16 protein-coding genes are annotated in these 16,634 nt (G+C 68.2%); 6 read left to right on the plus strand and 10 right to left on the minus strand.

Features of this window, described 5'->3' with window-relative positions; genetic code table 11:
- The first annotated feature begins 387 nt into the window (after nt 1-387).
- Entirely contained in the window at nt 388-1,014 is a 627-nt protein-coding gene (gene snpA / locus ACFVWG_RS30530; protein ID WP_391546894.1) for a snapalysin, read from the plus strand.
- A 55-nt stretch (nt 1,015-1,069) separates the two neighbouring features.
- Here snpA and ACFVWG_RS30535 read toward each other — a convergent pair whose 3' ends face one another.
- The 4 genes from ACFVWG_RS30535 to ACFVWG_RS30550 all read right to left on the minus strand — a co-directional run bounded on the left by ACFVWG_RS30535 (nt 1,070) and on the right by ACFVWG_RS30550 (nt 5,244).
- A complete protein-coding gene (locus ACFVWG_RS30535; RefSeq protein ID WP_391546895.1) occupies nt 1,070-2,329 on the minus strand; it encodes an RNA polymerase sigma factor in 1,260 nt (419 codons plus the stop codon).
- Nucleotides 2,330-2,516: 187 nt separating this feature from the next.
- Nucleotides 2,517-2,894 carry a YciI family protein gene (locus tag ACFVWG_RS30540; RefSeq protein WP_391546896.1) on the minus strand — a complete coding sequence of 126 codons (378 nt, stop codon included), beginning with the start codon at nt 2,892-2,894 and terminating at the stop codon, nt 2,517-2,519.
- 84 nt (nt 2,895-2,978) lie between these two features.
- Nucleotides 2,979-4,481 carry an LCP family protein gene (locus ACFVWG_RS30545; protein ID WP_391546897.1) on the minus strand — a complete coding sequence of 501 codons (1,503 nt, stop codon included), beginning with the start codon at nt 4,479-4,481 and terminating at the stop codon, nt 2,979-2,981.
- Between the two features lie 85 nt (nt 4,482-4,566).
- Nucleotides 4,567-5,244 (minus strand): SDR family NAD(P)-dependent oxidoreductase, encoded by a 678-nt coding sequence (locus ACFVWG_RS30550; RefSeq protein ID WP_391546898.1) that lies wholly within the window; start codon nt 5,242-5,244, stop codon nt 4,567-4,569.
- Nucleotides 5,245-5,397: 153 nt separating this feature from the next.
- On the opposite strand from ACFVWG_RS30550, the gene ACFVWG_RS30555 reads away from it, so the two are divergent.
- Complete coding sequence (locus ACFVWG_RS30555) at nt 5,398-6,345, plus strand: NAD-dependent epimerase/dehydratase family protein (protein ID WP_391546899.1); 948 nt, start codon at nt 5,398-5,400, stop codon at nt 6,343-6,345.
- 90 nt (nt 6,346-6,435) lie between these two features.
- Here the strand turns inward: ACFVWG_RS30555 and ACFVWG_RS30560 are convergent, their stop codons facing one another.
- Both ACFVWG_RS30560 and ACFVWG_RS30565 read right to left on the minus strand, forming a co-directional pair.
- Nucleotides 6,436-7,338, minus strand: a complete 903-nt coding sequence (locus tag ACFVWG_RS30560) for a hypothetical protein (RefSeq protein WP_391546900.1) — start codon at nt 7,336-7,338, stop codon at nt 6,436-6,438.
- Nucleotides 7,339-7,341: 3 nt separating this feature from the next.
- The gene (locus ACFVWG_RS30565; protein ID WP_391546901.1) at nt 7,342-7,965 is read right to left on the minus strand and encodes a dihydrofolate reductase family protein; all 624 of its coding nucleotides are present in this window, start codon (nt 7,963-7,965) and stop codon (nt 7,342-7,344) included.
- Nucleotides 7,966-8,148: 183 nt separating this feature from the next.
- Here ACFVWG_RS30565 and ACFVWG_RS30570 point away from each other — a divergent pair, with 183 nt between their 5' ends.
- Nucleotides 8,149-8,736 carry an HhH-GPD-type base excision DNA repair protein gene (locus ACFVWG_RS30570; RefSeq protein ID WP_391546902.1) on the plus strand — a complete coding sequence of 196 codons (588 nt, stop codon included), beginning with the start codon at nt 8,149-8,151 and terminating at the stop codon, nt 8,734-8,736.
- Here the strand turns inward: ACFVWG_RS30570 and ACFVWG_RS30575 are convergent.
- Complete coding sequence (locus ACFVWG_RS30575; protein ID WP_391546903.1) at nt 8,717-9,661, minus strand: GntR family transcriptional regulator; 945 nt, start codon at nt 9,659-9,661, stop codon at nt 8,717-8,719. The genes ACFVWG_RS30570 and ACFVWG_RS30575 overlap by 20 nt on opposite strands.
- 132 nt (nt 9,662-9,793) lie before the next feature.
- Between ACFVWG_RS30575 and ACFVWG_RS30580 the strand changes: the two genes are divergently transcribed.
- Nucleotides 9,794-10,378 carry a TIGR03086 family metal-binding protein gene (locus ACFVWG_RS30580; RefSeq protein ID WP_391546904.1) on the plus strand — a complete coding sequence of 195 codons (585 nt, stop codon included), beginning with the start codon at nt 9,794-9,796 and terminating at the stop codon, nt 10,376-10,378.
- On the opposite strand, the gene ACFVWG_RS30585 is transcribed toward ACFVWG_RS30580, so the two are convergent.
- The 3 genes from ACFVWG_RS30585 to ACFVWG_RS30595 form a co-directional block, all read right to left on the minus strand.
- A complete protein-coding gene (locus ACFVWG_RS30585; protein ID WP_391546905.1) occupies nt 10,334-11,548 on the minus strand; it encodes an FAD-dependent monooxygenase in 1,215 nt (404 codons plus the stop codon). The two genes, ACFVWG_RS30580 and ACFVWG_RS30585, sit on opposite strands and share 45 nt — an antisense overlap.
- 583 nt (nt 11,549-12,131) lie before the next feature.
- The gene (locus ACFVWG_RS30590) at nt 12,132-14,156 is read right to left on the minus strand and encodes an FAD-dependent oxidoreductase (protein WP_391546906.1); all 2,025 of its coding nucleotides are present in this window, start codon (nt 14,154-14,156) and stop codon (nt 12,132-12,134) included.
- Nucleotides 14,153-14,692, minus strand: coding sequence for a PadR family transcriptional regulator (locus tag ACFVWG_RS30595; protein ID WP_391546907.1), 540 nt, complete (start codon nt 14,690-14,692; stop codon nt 14,153-14,155). The genes ACFVWG_RS30590 and ACFVWG_RS30595 overlap by 4 nt, the downstream gene beginning before the upstream one ends.
- 130 nt (nt 14,693-14,822) lie before the next feature.
- Here ACFVWG_RS30595 and ACFVWG_RS30600 point away from each other — a divergent pair, with 130 nt between their 5' ends.
- Entirely contained in the window at nt 14,823-15,308 is a 486-nt protein-coding gene (locus ACFVWG_RS30600; RefSeq protein WP_391546908.1) for a cation:proton antiporter regulatory subunit, read from the plus strand.
- 5 nt (nt 15,309-15,313) lie between these two features.
- Nucleotides 15,314-16,531, plus strand: coding sequence for a cation:proton antiporter (locus tag ACFVWG_RS30605; protein ID WP_391546909.1), 1,218 nt, complete (start codon nt 15,314-15,316; stop codon nt 16,529-16,531).
- Nucleotides 16,532-16,634 lie beyond the last annotated feature (103 nt).

A 16,634-nucleotide genomic window follows, 5' to 3' on the forward strand; every position in this document is an offset into this window, starting at 1 on the left:
CACACCCCCAGCAACCGCAACCAGGTCACCAACTGCCGACGCTGGAACGGCACCCAGCCAGCCCACCCGCACGCCGGTCAACTGACCCACCACACGGGGAAGAGAGACCGGTACGCCGCACCACCCACGAATGAGTCAGAAGAGCCCGAATTTTGAGAGGGGGAGAAGGGGCACTTTCAGGGGTTATCCCCTCAAGTTATCCCCTTGCTGTGCACCCTGCGGGAAACGGGTTTTCCGCGGGGTGACGGCATAATGTGAGGGTTATCCCCTGCGTTGTGAGCGAGGGGATGCAGACAGCGAACAGGTTTGGCATTCTCCGTTGAGGTAGCGACAGGTAGTCCCCCGGTCGCTATTCGTATCCGCCGCCCATCGGAGTGAGGCCCGCCCATGTCATACCGTCATGCCCTGACAACCCTCGCCGTACTCGCCACCGCGATCGCCGCCCCGGTCGCCTCCGCGTCCGCCGCGCCCGCGCCGGAGAAGACCGCGACGACGATCTCGTCGTACACCGGATCGCAGGCCGACCAGGCCGCGTCCAAGGCCTTCTACGACGCGGTGTGGACATCCGTGCGCGCCCAGCAGGCCAAGGCCGCCAAGTCCGGCCAGAAGCTCGCTGCGGTCACCGTCCGGTACCGCGCGAACCAGGCACCGAGCTTCCAGGCCCAGATCAACCGCAGCACGCAGATCTGGAACTCCTCGGTGACCGACGTCCAGCTCGTCCAGGTCGGTAGCACCTCGGCGTACGACTTCTACTACCGCGAGGGCAATGACTCTCGCGGCTCGTATGCTTCGACCAACGGCCACGGCAGCGGCTACATCTTCCTCGACTACGCCCAGGCTCAGCAGTACGACCCGACCCGGATCACGGCCCACGAGACCGGCCACGTGCTCGGTCTGCCGGACCACTACTCGGGCCCGTGCTCGGAGCTGATGTCGGGTGGTGGCCCCGGCCCGTCCTGCACCAACCCGTACCCGAACTCCACTGAGCGCAGCCGCGTCAACCAGCTCTGGTAACTGCTCGCCGTACTCGGTCCGGGAGCCTCCGCTGCAAGGGGCTCCCGGACCGCTTTCAGCAGGCGGCGGCGCGTTCGAGGAGGAGGGTGCGTTCGCGTTCGTTGCGGGTGAGGCTGGCGGCGCGCTCGAACTCCTTGCGGGCTTCGTCGAGGCGGCCGAGTTTGAAGAGCAGGTCGCCGCGAACGCTGGGCAGCAGGTGGTAGTCCTTCAGGGACGGCTCGTCGGCGAGGGCGTCGACTGCTTCCAGACCCTGTTCAGGACCGAACGCCATGGAGATCGCGACCGCCCGGTTGAGCTCGATCACCGGTGATGGCACCAGTTGCGCCAGTACGGCGTACAGGCTGGCGATCTGGGCCCAGTCGGTGTCGTCGGGTTCAGCGGCGCGCGCATGGCAGGCCGCGATCGCGGCCTGGATGAGGTACGGGCCGGGTGGTTTGTCGAGGGTCCAAGCGCGCTCGAGGCCGGCCAGGCCACGGTTGATCAGCAGGCGGTCCCAGCGGCGGCGGTCCTGCTCAAGCAGGAGCACAGGCTCGCCGTCGGGACCGACGCGTGCGTTGGCGCGCGACGACTGCAACTCCATCAGGGCGAGCAGGCCGTGCACCTCAGGCTCGTCCGGCATCAGCCCAACCAGCAACCGGCCGAGCCGCATCGCCTCGTTGCACAGCGCCGGGCGCATCCAGTCGTCGCCGGTCGTCGCGGAGTACCCCTCGTTGTAGATCAGGTAGACGACCTCGAGCACGCTGCCCAGCCGGTCCAGCAGCTCAGGCCCGGCCGGCACCTCGAAGCCAACCTCCGCCTTCGCGAGGTTGCGCTTCGCTCGCACGATGCGCTGCGCGATCGTCGCTTCCGGCGCCAGGAACGCGCGCGCGATCTCGTCGGTCTTCAAACCGCCCAGCAGCTTCAGCGTGAGCGTCACCCGCGCGTCCATCGTGATCACCGGGTGGCACGCCGTGAACACCAGCCGCAACAGGTCGTCCTCGATGGTGTCCTCGAGAATCGCCTCCACATCGTCCTCGACGCTCTCCCCGTCGATCTCGAGCTCGTGCCCCATCTCGGCCAGCTTGCGCTGATACGTCTCCTTGCGCCGAATGAGGTCGATGGCCCGCCGCTTCGCGATCGCCATCAACCAGGCGCCGGGATTCTTCGGTACGCCGGACTCCGGCCACTGCTCGAGCGCCGCCACCAACGCGTCCCCCGCCAGCTCCTCGGCCAGCCCCACATCCCGCACGATCCGGGCCACACCCGCCACGATCCGCGCCGACTCGATCCGCCACACCGCATCAACAGCCTCAGCCGCCGCCCCGTCAACCGTCACCCGCCGAGTGAACAACACCCCCGCCCCAACATCAACTACCTTCCCCACGCCCGCACCTTCTGGTCCCGCGCCACCACTTGTGGCCGGAGACAGGAAGTGAAGGGCGGAGACCCCACACACCAGGTCTCCGGCCACCACAAGCTGTCTCAGGGCACCACTGGTGGCGCGGGCACGCAGGGGTCAGGGGTCAGCCCGCGTAGTACTCGCCGCCGGGGGCGAAGTCGGCTTCCTCGACGACGCGGCGGAGTTCTACCTCGTTGCCGAGGGCTTCGGCGAGGCGGGCGGCCCATTCGAGGGCCTCGTCGCGGGAGCGGACGTCGACGACTATGACGCCGCCGATCAGCTCCTTGGTCTCGGCGAAGGGACCATCGGTGACGGTACGGCGGCCGGCCTCGACCTTCACGCGGGCACCGAGCTCGCTGCGGTGGACGCCCTCGGCGAACAGCAGCACGCCGGCTTTGCCGAGGTCGTCGACGAGTCGGCCGACGCCCTCGACCACCGAGGGTGCCGGGAAGTTACCGGCTTCGCTGTCCGCGTCGGCCTTGTTGATGATCATGTAGCGCATGACTCACCCCTATCCATGAGTGTCGGTCTCTTACTCTCACGTCGTACGGCGGCAGACCGGATCGACACTCGGTGCGGAAGGAATTCAGCTCGGCTGATCACCGTCGGGCTGGTAGGCGCAGGCGTCGGCCAGGTTCTGGGTCGGCGGCGGGATGGTCTTGGTGCCGCCGGACGGCGTCTTGGGGGTCTTCGGCGGGGTCTTGCTCGGCGGGGCGGCCGGCGGCGCGGGCTGCTCGAGCGCCTTCTCGATCGCCTCGCGCATTCCGTCGTAGTCCGGGTGCAGGTACTTCATCTTCAGCTTCGAGACGTCGAGGTTGATGTTCGAGACCGTGCCGGCCTTGACCTTGACCGCGAGCTGCACGAGAGCCGGCAGGAGCTCCTGCGGGATGTCGGTCCGCAGCAGGTGCTGACCGGCCTTGGCGATCGCCTTGTACTTGGTGATCAGGGTGGCCGGGTCGCCGGCCGCGACCATCGCGTTGATCGTGCAGCGCTGGCGGATCTGCCGCTGGTCGTCGTCGGCGCTGTAGCGGCCGCGGGCGAACCAGAGCGCGTGCCGTCCGTCGAGGTGCTGGTTCGGACCGGGCTCGATCCACTCCTTCGGCGGGATGTGCGCGCTGCTCACCCCACCCATCGCCACCCGCTCGTTGACGTTGACGGTGATCCCGCCGAGCGCGTTCACGAGCTCGGGGAAACCGGTCAGGCTCACCTGCAGGTAGTAGTCGAGCTTCAGGCCGGTCGCCTCACCCACGGACTGCTTGAGGACGTCGGCGCCCTCGTTGTCGGACGGTCCGAGAATGCCGGGGTACTTGTCCGGGATGTTCTGGTACATCGCGGTCAGCATCCACTCCAGCCGGCCCTCCAGGCTGAGCCCTTCCTGACCGAACCCGTTCGGGTACTTCTTGTACAGCGGCGAGTCCTTCGGGAACGGCATGAACGTGAGCTGCCGCGGCATCGAGATCAGCGACGTGTTCCCGGTCTTGGTGTCGATACTCGCCACGATCACGGTGTCGGTCCGGATCCCCGGCCGGCCCGGGGCGTCGTCGCCGCCGAGCAGCAGCAGGTTCAGCCGCGGCTTGTTCTCCCACGGGTCCTTGACGTTGACGTTCTTCGGCCGGGTCGCACTCTTGCTCTCACCTTGGGCGACGAACACGTCCTGCACCAGCGTCCGCTGCGCCAGCACAGTCTGTACGGCGAACGCCGTGGGCGCCGCGATCGCGAAGCACAGGACGCCGACGAAGGTCGCGCCGATCGCCCGCCCCCCGGCCCGACCTGTTGCCGGACGCAACGAACGGTGCGAGGCGACGATCACGATGATCCAGAGCAGCGCGAGCGCCGCGATCGTGACCGACGTGATCAGCAGCCGGCTCGGGTCCACGGCCGCGGCCAGGACCTCGTCGCGCCGGGTCAGACCGACGTACACGCCGAGACCGACGAGGCCGAGGGTGATGGTGAGGATGAACGCACCGATCTTGCGGCGGCCGCCGACGATCAGACCGATTCCGGGCAGCAACGCACCTAGCAGGGTCAGGCCCAATACCTGCGGTACCGAGCGTGGCCGAGTAACTGCCGTGTGCGAGTGTCTCCCCATCGACTCCCCTGTCGCCGTCCCCAGTCAGTGTGCATCGTTGAAGCACACTCCACATCTCCAGACGTGTTACAGAGGCATTCGGTTGTCATACGGGGTAATGACCGCCTGAAAACCCATCGGTTTCGACCAGGGCCCGGACGACTCCGGCGATCTGTTCAGGCTGTGTCCAGCCGCTCGTGTCGGCGTTCGGCATGGCGGCGCGATTGGCGGCGGTGTCGATGGTCCCGGGCAGGATCGTGTTGACCCGGATGCCGTCCTTCGCGTACTCCACGTGCAGCGCGTCCGCGAAGGCGAGGATTGCGGCCTTGGCCGAGATGTACCCGGCCGCTCCCGAGAACGGTCGCTGCGCCGCGCGGCTCGACGTACAAACGATTGCTCCACCGCCGCCCGCGATCAGGTGCGGCAGCAGCCCCTGGGTGATCAGGTACGTCGGTCGCAGGTTGATCCGGAACTGCTCCTCGAACTGTTCGATCGGCGTCTCGTGCACCCGCGCCCCGGATGCGAATCCGCCCACCAGGTTCACCAGCGCGCGCACCGGCGCACCCACCTCCGACGTCGCCAGCGCCACCACGTCAGCCACGCTGGCCGGGTCGAACGGGTCGGCCACGATCGGCGTCAACGCCGGGTCCGCCCCGAGCCGCTCCAGTGACTCCTCCGACCGCCCCGGCACCACCACGCGCCACCCGCTCGCGAGGAATCCCGCGACGACCGCACGCCCCAACCCACCGGTGCCCCCGGCAACAACCACAGTCCGTTCCATCATGAGCCGAGCCTAAGCCGCCCACTCCCATTTCGCTGGCTGAGCAGTGAAATGAGGGGTTCTCCACCGTGGTTATGGGTGCTGAACCCCCAAGCCGAGTGGCTAGCCAGGCAAATGGGGGTGCGGTGGGTGGAGGGGTGGGGCTAGCGTCGCGGGGTGCGGATTCTGACTTTGGGTGGCAATGGGTTTGTGGGGCGCGCGATTGTGTTGGACGCGCTGGCGCACGGGGCGGAGGTGACGTCGTTCAGTCGTGGGGTGAGTGGGCCCGGGCTGCCGCCCGAGGTGGTGCAGGTAGTGGGCGATCGCGATGCAGGGGACTACGCCGGGCTGGCGACTGGTGAGTGGGACGCGGTCGTCGACCTGAGCGGATACCAGACCAAGCAGGTTGACGAGGCGATGGACGTCCTGGGCGACCGGGTCGGGCGCTACGTGTTCGTCTCGAGCCACGCGGTTCACGTGCGGACCCTGCCGGCCGGCGCGACCGAGGACGCACCCCGGCAGGCTCCGCTGCGCGCCGCCGACGTCCTGACGAACGAGACGTACGGACGGTGCAAGGTCGCCTGCGAAGACGATGTCTGGGAACGGTACGGCGATCGCGCGACGATCGTCCGTCCGGGCCGAGTGACCGGTCCGGGTGACTCGTCCGTGACGGCCCTCTACTGGGTACGGCGGGGTGCGCGGGGCGGGCGGGTTGCGCTGCCGACCACGCCTGCGCAGCCACTGCAGTTCATCGACAGCCGGGATCTCGCCCGCCTCACGGTGCAACTGATCACGGACGGACGGTCTGGCGCGTTCAACGCCATCGGACCCGAGACCACGATCGGCACGTTGATCACCACGGCGTCCGACGTCGCGGGCAGCTCGGTGGAACTCGTGCAGGTCCCGGAGGACGCCGTACCGGCGCACTTCCCACTTCTGGAGTCGGAGGAGGTCTGGCCCGCCCGCCGTCGGGACCCGTCGAAGGCACGTGCAGCCGGTATGCCGGTCACACCCTTCCGCCAGACGGTCGCCGATCTGCTCGCCTGGGATCGCGACCGCGGTGAACCCGCGCTGGAGGTCGGCCTGTCCGAGCAGGCCGAGGCGGAACTCCTTCATCGTCGGTAAGGACACGTAGTGCGAGCACTCCAGGCGGCGCAACGACCAAGCCAAGCGGAGAGGCAGAGGCGCACGCCGACCTCTACGTGTTCTTAGCCTTCAGCTCTCCGGGAGGGCGAGGGTGCGGCCGGCGTCGCGGGCGGCGTTGATGGATCGGGTGAAGGTGTCGCGGAGGGCGCTGGCCTCGTCGGCGAAACCTTGGACGAGGGTGGTGTCGCCGACTGGTTCGGTGCGGGCGAGGAGTTCGATGTATCGGTCGCCGTCGGCGAGGGCAGCTTCGGCACGGAGGGCGGCGTCGGCGGAACGGACGCGGTGGGCGTAGTTCTCGAGCAGGTCGACCTTGCGCTCGATCGCCGTCACCGACAACGCGAGCGCGCGCCGCTGCGGTCCGAGGACAGTCTCGAGCTCAGCCGTCGCCATGCCCCGCGCGACGTCGCGCTGACGAGCCCGGAGGACGGTCTGCTCGCGGAGCACCTGCGCGATGTCCCACAACTGCTCGGGAAGGACCAGCTCGTTCTGTACGTCGTCGAGCAGGCCGCGCCGGGTTACCGTTGCCTCTAGCACCGTTTTCACCGACCGCTGCGCCCGCTCCAGCAACCGCGCCGACGCGTCGTCGAAATCCACCGGCAGCAGGTACGACCCGTGCTGCAGCCGGACCGCCTTGTGCCCGCGATCCTCGACCATCGACTTCACCAGTACGCCGCCGGTCGCCAGCACGGCGAGCGCTGCCAGCACCACCGAACTCCAGGTCGCGACGTCGGTCGGCAACGTCGCCGCCATGATGATCAGCGCCAGGATCCACCCACCGACACACACCGTCAGCCAGACCAGCAACTGCCCCAAGGTATTCGCCGGCGACACCGACCACCAGGTCTGCCGCTTCGGCCGTGGCGCGTCCGCGGGGACGAACAGCTCCGACCGGTGCTTGACCAACCGCCGTACCGATTCCGGCACACCAGGTGCGAACACCGGCTCCATCGTCACCTCCGCTGAGCTCGTCACGACTCAGCGTAGCGGCCTGACCTCCTTCGCCGACGTTTCTCCGGGCACGGTCGGGATGCGTTGGTAGGTGTGGAGGGCGACGCCGCTGGTATAGGTGGTCGATTCGGTGAGGTGCAGGCTCAGTCGCGGCGTCGAGTCGAAGAGGCGTTTGCCGGGGCCGAGCAGGATCGGGTAGACGAGGAGCACGAACTCGTCGACCAGGTCGGCGTGCAGGAGCTGAGAGATGACGGTCGTGCTCCCCCACAGGCTGATCTCGCGATGGCGGGTCTTGAGGTCGCGGACGATCTCGGCGAGGTTGCCCTCGATGCGGGTGGAGTTGTTCCAGCGGAGATCGGTCAGGGTGGACGAGGCGACGTACTTGGGCTGCTCGTTCAGCCGGACGGTCCGTGGGTCGGCCGGGTCCGCGGTCGGCCAGAAGCTCGCGAAGATCTCATAGGTACGGCGGCCGAGCAGCAGCGCGTCCGCAGCGAGCACCGACCGGGTGATCAGCCTCGTCACGGCGGCATCGTCGTACGCCTGGGTCCAGCCGCCGAACGTGAACCCGTTGTCCGGATCCTCGTCGGCCAGCCCAGGCGCCTGGACCACCCCGTCGATACTCATGAACGCGGTCACCACCAACCGGCCCATCCCCGCACCTCCCCCGTCGAAAGCACCCCGTGAGTACGGCGGTACACCGGGTCACGACATCATCCGTGGCGTGCGGAAGACACCCGAATAAGTACGCATTCGACGATACTTCCTGGCCTGGACCCCGTCGCGGCACCGTTCCGATTCCTGCCATCGAGTTCAAGACCGTGTCAGGATGACCTCATGCTGCGCGAACTGCACCTGACCGGGGATCCGGCCGCGGACAAGCTGCTCAACGACGACCCGTTCGCCTTGCTGGTCGGGATGCTGCTGGACCAGCAGTACCCGATGGAGCACGCGTTCGCGGGGCCGCGGAAGATCGCGGACCGGATGGGCGGGTTCGATCTGCACAAGATCGCGGCCACGGATGTGGAGACGTTCGTGGAGCTGTGTGTGACGCCGCCTGCGATCCATCGGTACGGCGGATCGATGGGGCGTCGCGTGCACGCGCTGGCGCAGCACATCATCGAGAACTACGACGGCAAGACCGAGAACCTGTGGACCGCCGGGCGTCCGAAGCCGGACGGCGCCGAGGTGCTGAAGCGGCTGAAGGCGTTGCCGGGGTTCGGTGAGCAGAAGGCGAAGATCTTCCTCGCCATGCTCGGCAAGCAGCGCGGCGTCGAGCCGAAGGGATGGCGCGACGCGGCCGGTTCGTACGGCGACCGTGGCTCGCGCCGTTCGATCGCTGACGTCGTGGACGCCAAGTCGCTCGGTGAGGTGCGCGCCTTCAAGAAGGAAGCTAAGGCAGCAGCTAAGGCCGCGACAGCCTGACGGCCAGTCCGTCCAGCATCAGTTCGAGACCGAATGCGAACAGCTGGTCCAGGTCGTAGTCGAGGTCGAAGCCGCCGGCGAACAGTTCGCGGAACGCCGTCAGGTTCTGGGCCGCGATGATCGCGGCCAACTGCTCGCTGCCCTGCTGCGCGACCCAGTCGTCTCCGGTCAGGCCGGTGTCCTGCTCTGCCTGCGCCTCGACCTCCATTGCCTGTCCGAGTCCCCGGACGTAGCCGAACAGGGTGATGACGGCGTACATGGACGGGGCCTTCCCGAGCGGCTTGAAGGCCGCCAGCAGCGCATCGGTGTGCGGCAGCATGCTCGGCAGCATCTGCGGCCGGCCCACCGTCACGGCACCTGCTAGCCACAGGTGCTGCTTGTACGCCGCCCACTGGGCCTGCGCGATCGCGGTCACGCGAACGCGCCAATCGCCGGACAGGGGTGGGAGCGGGAACGCAGCGAAGGCGGCGTCGATCATCTGGTGGACGAGGGTGTCCTTGCCGCCGACGTGGCGGTAGAGGGCCATCGTGGAGACACCGAGCTCGGCCGCGATCCGCCGCATCGAGACGGCGGCCAGCCCCTCGGCGTCGGCGATCGCGAGCGCCATCCGCACCACCTGACCGCGGTCGAGAGCCAGGGGTTCACCTTCGACCGGCCCGTGTCCCACGCTTCCGCGGGCGCGCGGCGGCCGTCGTACCGGGCGTGCCTTCGGCTGCGGGCCGACGACCGTGCCGACGCCAGGGCTCGCGTGAACGAGCTGCTCCTGCTGGAGCGCGCGCAGCGCCTTGGTGGCGGTCGCCATCGCGACACCGAAGTCCCGCACCAGCGACCGGGTCGATGGCACCCGGTCACCAGGCTGCAACTCCCCGGTCTCGATCCGTCGCCGCAGCTCGGCGGCGATCACCAGGTACGGCGGCTCGTCCATCAGCTCCCCTAATCGGATCACCAGTGTGCCTGATGCGGGTTGTCCCTTGTGCTCTGCCAAGTCGGTGCCCAAACGCCGTACTGCGGCCTATGCTCGGCCAGGGGCAGGCAACTGCTGAGGGAGGGAACGCGGATGGACGTCCGGGATCTGGATCGGCGGGCCGGCGCGGTACTGGGTGAAGTTGTCATGCAGGTCCGGCCGGAGCACCTGAGCCTGCCCACGCCTTGCCCCGATTGGACGGTGCGGGGTCTGCTCCGGCACATCGTCAGCGAGAACGAGGGCTTCGCGGCCGCGGCCCTCAACGGTTCGGCGCCGGTGCAGACCTGGACCGGAGGCCGCCTCGGCGACAACCCCGCCGGCGCGTACCGGCGGTCGAACGTTGCCGTGGCTGACGCGTTCGCCGACGGCGGCGCACTGGACCGGCTGATGGAAGTCCGCGAGTACGGGTCGTTCCCGCGCCGGATCGCGTTGACCTTCCATCACCTCGACTGCGTGGTGCACGCCTGGGACCTGGCCCGCGCCATCGGCCTGCCGTACTCCCCACCGTGCGATCTGGTCGACGCCGCCCTCGACCTGGCCCGCCGGATCCCCGACACCGAGTCGGCCCGCGGTCCCGGCGCCGCCTTCGAACGCAGCCTCAAAGTCTCCGGTACGGCGTCCGACTTCGAGCAGCTACTCGGCTTGCTCGGCCGCAACCCCGAGTGGTCGGTCCGCTGAGTAGTTGGGCAGCTCCATCACATCGGGCTTCGCCTTCAACAGACCGACGAAGGGCTTCGACGTAATCACCCGCGTCATCAAGTCGCGGTACCGAATGCCCGTCGCGGTCATCGGCATCGCCATCTTGATCCCACCGGGCGGCAGCTCCATCCGCTGATCGACGTACGCCTGCATCCGACGCTGGTACGACGAGAAGGCGCGCGCGTGGTCGCCGTCCGCGGCGAGTTCACCAGCCAGGACATACGCGCCGACGAGGGCGAGCGCCGTACCGTGGCCGGCCATCGGTGAGCCGCAGTATCCGGCGTCTCCGACCAACGCGACCCGTCCCTGCGACCACTCCGGTACGGCGACGCGGCTGATGCTGTCGAAGTAGAAGTCGTCCGCGGCGGTCAGCCTGGCGAGGAGGTGCTGCGTGTGCCAGCCGAGACCGCTGAACCGCTCCAGCAACAGCGCCTTCTGCGCTTCGACATCGCGGTAGTCGTAGGTGATGACCGGCGAGCGGAAGCTCAGCAGGGCCTTGGCGAACCGCGGGTCGTGATCGGGACGCAGGGCGACCCAGCGACCACCGGGTGCGGTGTAGGTCTTCATCCAGTGGTTCAGGTCCTCGGGCGTCTCGACCGTGAAGTACGACGTGTAGCCGCCGAGGTGCTGCACGAAACGATCATGCGGTCCGAACGCGAGCCGCCGTACTCGGGAGTGCACGCCGTCCGCTCCGACGACGAGGTCGAACCGCCGGCGGGTGCCGCTCGCGAAGGTGACGTGTACGCCGTTCGCGTCCTGGTCGAGCTGGGTGATCGAGTCGCCGTACAGGTACTCGACCTCACTGGTCGCGTCGGCGAGGATCCCGGCGAGATCACCGCGGAGGATCTCGATCTCGGCCACCGGCCCGGCGCCGTCGAGCAAGTCCACCGGCATCGCGGCGACCCGGCGCCCGTCGGCCCGGACGTACTCCATCCCACGCTCATGCAGCTGCCGCTCCCTGACCGCAGGCATCAGCCCCATCCGCTCGGCCACGGTCTTGGAGACGCCGCGCAGATCCACCGTCTGCCCACCCGGCCGCGGTCCCGCCGCAACCTCCACCACCGTCGGCACAAACCCGGCCCGCCGCAACCAGAAGGCCAACGCCGGCCCGGCAATCCCGCCACCACTGATCAACACCGTCTTACCCATCACAACCACCCCTCGTCGCCTAGTGCGTGTACGCCGTACACACTGCACTAGCCCAACGCGCCATCGCCACCGCGCACTAGCGCACCCACCCCGTCCACCCCAAGTGCACCACCCCCTCGCGACCCCCATTTGGTGGGCTGACCCACCTGGTCGTGGGAGGCCCAGCCTCTCGCCATCCTCACTTGGTGGGCTGACCCACGCGGTCGTGGGAGGGCCAGCCGCGTGCGGTGGGCTCACCCACAACCTCGTGGGCCCACCCATCGAATGGGGAGACGCCGGATCGGCGCGCCCGCACTACGTGCACTAGGTGCACCACCCCCGTCTCCCCCGCCATCTGATGGGTTAACCCATGCGGTTGGGCGTTCTGGACCCGCATGCGAGTGCATAACCCACAACCTGATGGGTGAACCCATCAGCGGGTCGCGGTGGGGTCGGTGGGGTGGAGCGGCTACCTCACGCCGGCACACCAGGGCACGAAGCGGACCGCCAGCACTCAGTAAGTCGGGTGAGGTGGGGGGTTCCACGCTCAGGGTGGCCGCGTCCGGCGCCGATTTCGGGGGTTGGTGAGTGGGGGCGGTCCGCCCTAGAGAGTGAGGGCTAGGCGGGTGGCTTGGTCGATGGCTCGTTTGGCGTCGAGTTCGGCGGCTACGTCGGCGCCGCCGATGACGTGGACGGGGCGACCGGAGTCAGCCAGTACGGCGGCCAGGTCGCGGACTGACTCTTGACCGGCGCAGATGACGATGGTGTCGACGGCGAGGACGCGGGGCTTCTCGTGTTGGGGGCCGAAGGTGAGGTGGAGGCCTTCGTCGTCGATGCGTTCGTAGTTGACGCCGCGGAGCTGCTCGACCTTCTTGTTCTTCAGGGCGGCGCGGTGCACCCAGCCGGTGGTTTTGCCGAGGCCGGCGCCGATGCGGCCGGGCTTGCGCTGTAGGAGGTAGACCTGCCGCGGGGAGGCTTCGGGATGCGGTACGCCGAGCGCTCCGGCCGTGACCGTCGGATCGGCGACACCCCACTCGGCCTTCCAGGCTTCGAGGTTGAGGGTGGGCGACTCGGTGGTGGTGAGGAACTCGCTGACATCCACCCCGATCCCACCCGCGCCGATCACCGCGACGGAGCCGCCGACCGGCTTCCCCTCGCGGACGACCTCGACGTACGAGAGGACCTTGGGGTGATCGATGCCGGGGATGGCCGGGACGCGCGGTACGACGCCGGTCGCGAGGATGACCTCATCGAAGCCGGCCAGGTCCTCGGCGCTCGCGCGGCGACCGAGGTGCACCTTGACGCCGGTGACCTCAAGGCGTCGTGTGTAGTACCGGATCGTCTCGGCGAACTCTTCCTTGCCTGGAATCCGGCGCGCGATCCCGAACTGCCCACCGAGCTCCTGGTCCGCCTCGAACAGCTCGACGCGGTGACCGCGCTCGGCCGCGGTGACGGCAGCGGCAAGACCGGCCGGCCCGGCACCGACGACAGCGAGGTGCTTGACCTTACGGGTCGGCAGCAACTTGAGCTCGGTCTCGCGAGCCGCGAACGGGTTGACCATGCAGCTCGCCTTCTTCTTGGCGAACACGTGGTCCAGACAGGCTTGATTACAAGCGATGCAGACGTTGATCTCGTCGGCCCGGTCGGCCGTTGCCTTGCGCACCCAATCCGGGTCGGCCAGGAACGGCCGAGCCATGCTGATCAGGTCGGCGTCACCACGGGCGAGCACCTCCTCGGCAACCTGCGGCAGGTTGATCCGGTTCGAGGTCACGACGGGGATGTTCACATGCGGCTTGAAGGCGGCCGTCACGCTGGTGAACGCGGCCCGCGGTACGGAGGTGACGATGGTCGGCACCCGGGCTTCGTGCCAGCCGATGCCGGTGTTGATGATCGAGGCGCCGGCGGCTTCGATCTCCTTGCCGAGAGCAACGACCTCGTCCCAGGTCTGACCGCCTTCGACCAGGTCGGCCATCGAGAGCCGGTAGATGATGATGAAGTTCGGCCCGACCCGTTCGCGGGTCTGGCGGACGATCTCGACCGCGATCCGGCGACGGTTCTCCGGGCTACCGCCCCACCGGTCGGTGCGCCTGTTCGTGCGCTCGGCGAGGAACTGGTTGATGAAGTACCCCTCCGAGCCCATGATCTCGACCCCGTCGTACCCGGCCTCCTGCGCCAGCGCGGCACAATCGACGTACGCCTTGATCTGCTTGCGGATGCCGCGATCGGTCAGCGCGCGGGGCTTGAACGGGTTGATCGGCGCCTTGAGCGCGGAGGCGGAGACGCTGAACGGCTGGTACGAATAGCGGCCGGCGTGCAGAATCTGCAGCGCGATCTTGCCGCCCTCGTTGTGCACGGCGTCCGTGAGCACGCGATGCTTGCGCGCCTGGCGTCGCGAGTTGAGGATCGAGCCGAACGGCGTGAGCCAGCCGGCCCGGTTCGGCGCGTAACCGCCGGTCACCATCAGGCCGACGCCGCCGCGCGCCCGCTCGGCGAAGTACGCCGCGAGCTTGGGCAGATCGCTCAACCGGTCCTCGAGGCCGGTGTGCATCGAGCCCATGATCACCCGGTTCGGCAGCACCACATGACCGAGATCGAGCGGCTCCAGCAAGTTCGGGTACGACGTACTCATCGGTCCTCCTGGAGGGCTTCGGTGACTTCGTCACACCAGGCCACGAAGGACTCCTCGGCACGGATGCCGCCGCGGAGGACGAGGTACTGGTGCAGTTCGCGGCCGTGCAGCTTGGCCGGCTTGGGAAAGTCCTTGGATTCGATCCCTCGATACACCTCGAGGCGGGTGGCGTGCTCGGCCCGGTGCCGCGCGACCTCCCGGAGTACGGCGTCGACCCCGCCGATCGAGGCGGCCCGGAGCTTGACGCCGAGGGCGTCCCGCAGGATCGCGACGTCACCGGGCTCGGCGATCCAGCGGCTCAGCTCGGCGCGACCACCGTCGGAGATCCGGTAGACCTTCTTGTCCGGGCGGCCTTCCTGGGCGACCTCGGTGTGCGTGACCCAGCCGGCCTCGTCCATCCGGCGCAGTACCCGGTAGATCTGCTGGTGGGTGGCCGGCCAGAAGTAGCCGATGGACCGGTCGAACCGCCGGGCCAGCTCATACCCCGAGCCGGTCCGCTCGGTCAGCGACACGAGGATCGCGTGTTCCAGCGCCATGAACCGACCATACCTATGCAACGAGGTGCAGTGCACCTGGTTGCAGTACATGTCACAGTCAGGAGCTCCCCAGGCTTGTCAGGACCTGCGATAATAGTTGCAGACGCCATCTATTTGATTGGGTATCCCCATGGACCAGCAGGCCCACCCGACCAAGACGACGTTGCCCGGGATCGGCATCCGGTACGACCTGGTCACCACCGGCGGGAAACACGTGTCGATCGTGGTGCGCAACGACGGCCGGCGATTCCTCGGTTTCCACGATCCCGAGGACGACGACGCCTGCACGAACACCGTCCCGCTCGATCCCGGTGAAGCAATAGCGCTGGCGAACCTGCTGATCCCCGACCAGCTCGACCCGGTCCGGAACGAGATCGAGATCGACCTGGTCACCGAACACATCCCGGTCACGGCCAAGTCGCCGTACTCGGGCCGCACTCTCGGCGACACCCAGGCGCGCAGCCGGACCGGCGCGTCGATCGTCGCGGTCCTCCGCCGTACCGGTGCGACGCCGTCGCCGACGCCGGACTTCCGGTTCGCGACCGGCGACAAGCTCGTTGTCGTGGGCACGCGCGAAGGCGTGGACGCTGTGGCCGATTTGATTGCGGGAGGGTGAGATAGATGCACGAAGACATCACCATGCTGCTGATCGAGCTCGGTGCCGTCATTCTTGCCCTGGGCATCCTTGGCCGGATCGCGAGCCGGTTCGGATTCTCCCCCATTCCTCTGTATCTGTTGGCTGGGTTGGCCTTTGGGCACGGCGGATTGTTGCCGTTGGCAGCCAGTGAAGAGTTCGTTGCCACCGGCGCCGAGATCGGTGTCATCCTGCTGCTGCTCTTGCTCGGGCTGGAGTACACGGCCTCGGACCTGGTCACCACCCTCAAGACGCAGTACCTGTCCGGCGTCGTCGACTTCCTGCTGAACGCGCTGCCCGGTGCCGCGGTTGCGCTGCTGCTGGGCTGGGGCCCGGTCGCCGCGGTCGCGCTCGGTGGTGTCACCTGGATCTCGTCATCCGGCGTGATCGCGAAGGTGGTCGGCGATCTCGGCCGGCTGGGCAACCGCGAAACGCCTGTGGTGCTGGGGATTCTCGTCCTCGAGGACCTCTCGATGGCGGTCTACCTGCCGATCCTGACCGCTTTGCTCGCTGGCGTCGGGCTGGCCGGTGGCAGCATCACGCTGCTGATCTCGCTGGGCACGGTCAGCATCGTGCTCTTCGTCGCACTCCGGTACGGGCGCGTGATCAGTCGCGCAGTCTCCTCGGACAACCCCGAGATGCTGCTCCTCGTCGTACTCGGCCTGACGCTCTTGGTCGCGGGCATCGCGGCGCAACTGCAGGTCTCGGCGGCGGTCGGCGCGTTCCTAGTCGGCATCGCGCTGTCAGGCGAGGTCGCACACGGCGCGCGCAACCTGCTCAGCCCACTCCGCGATCTGTTCGCTGCCGTGTTCTTCGTCTTCTTCGGCTTGAGCACCGACCCGGCCGCGATCCCACCAGTCTTCGCGATCGCCCTGGGCCTCGCAGTCCTCACCGCCCTCACCAAGATCGCCACAGGCTGGTACGCCGCTCGCCGAGCGGGCGTGAAGTCAGCCGGTCGCTGGCGCGCCGGTGGCACCCTCGTCGCCCGCGGCGAGTTCTCCATCGTCATCGCCGGACTAGCCGTCGGCGTCGAACCCCGCCTAGGCCCGCTAGCAACGGCGTACGTGCTCATCCTGGTCATCGTCGGCCCCCTGGCCGCCCGCTACACCGAGCCCATCGCCAAACGCCTAACCAACCGCAAGCCCCCACCCGCCGAAGCCCCCGCCCTAGAACACCTAGAAGACCCCGCCAACACCACCACCTAACGTCCGAAAACCCGGAGACGGGCCCTCCGGTCTTTCGGACGTTACGCGGGAAGCGGAGCTAACGTCCGAAAACGCGGAGACGGGCCCTCCGCCCCTTCGGACG

It is taken from the genome of Kribbella sp. NPDC058245, from assembly GCF_042882005.1.
Lineage (GTDB): Bacteria > Actinomycetota > Actinomycetes > Propionibacteriales > Kribbellaceae > Kribbella.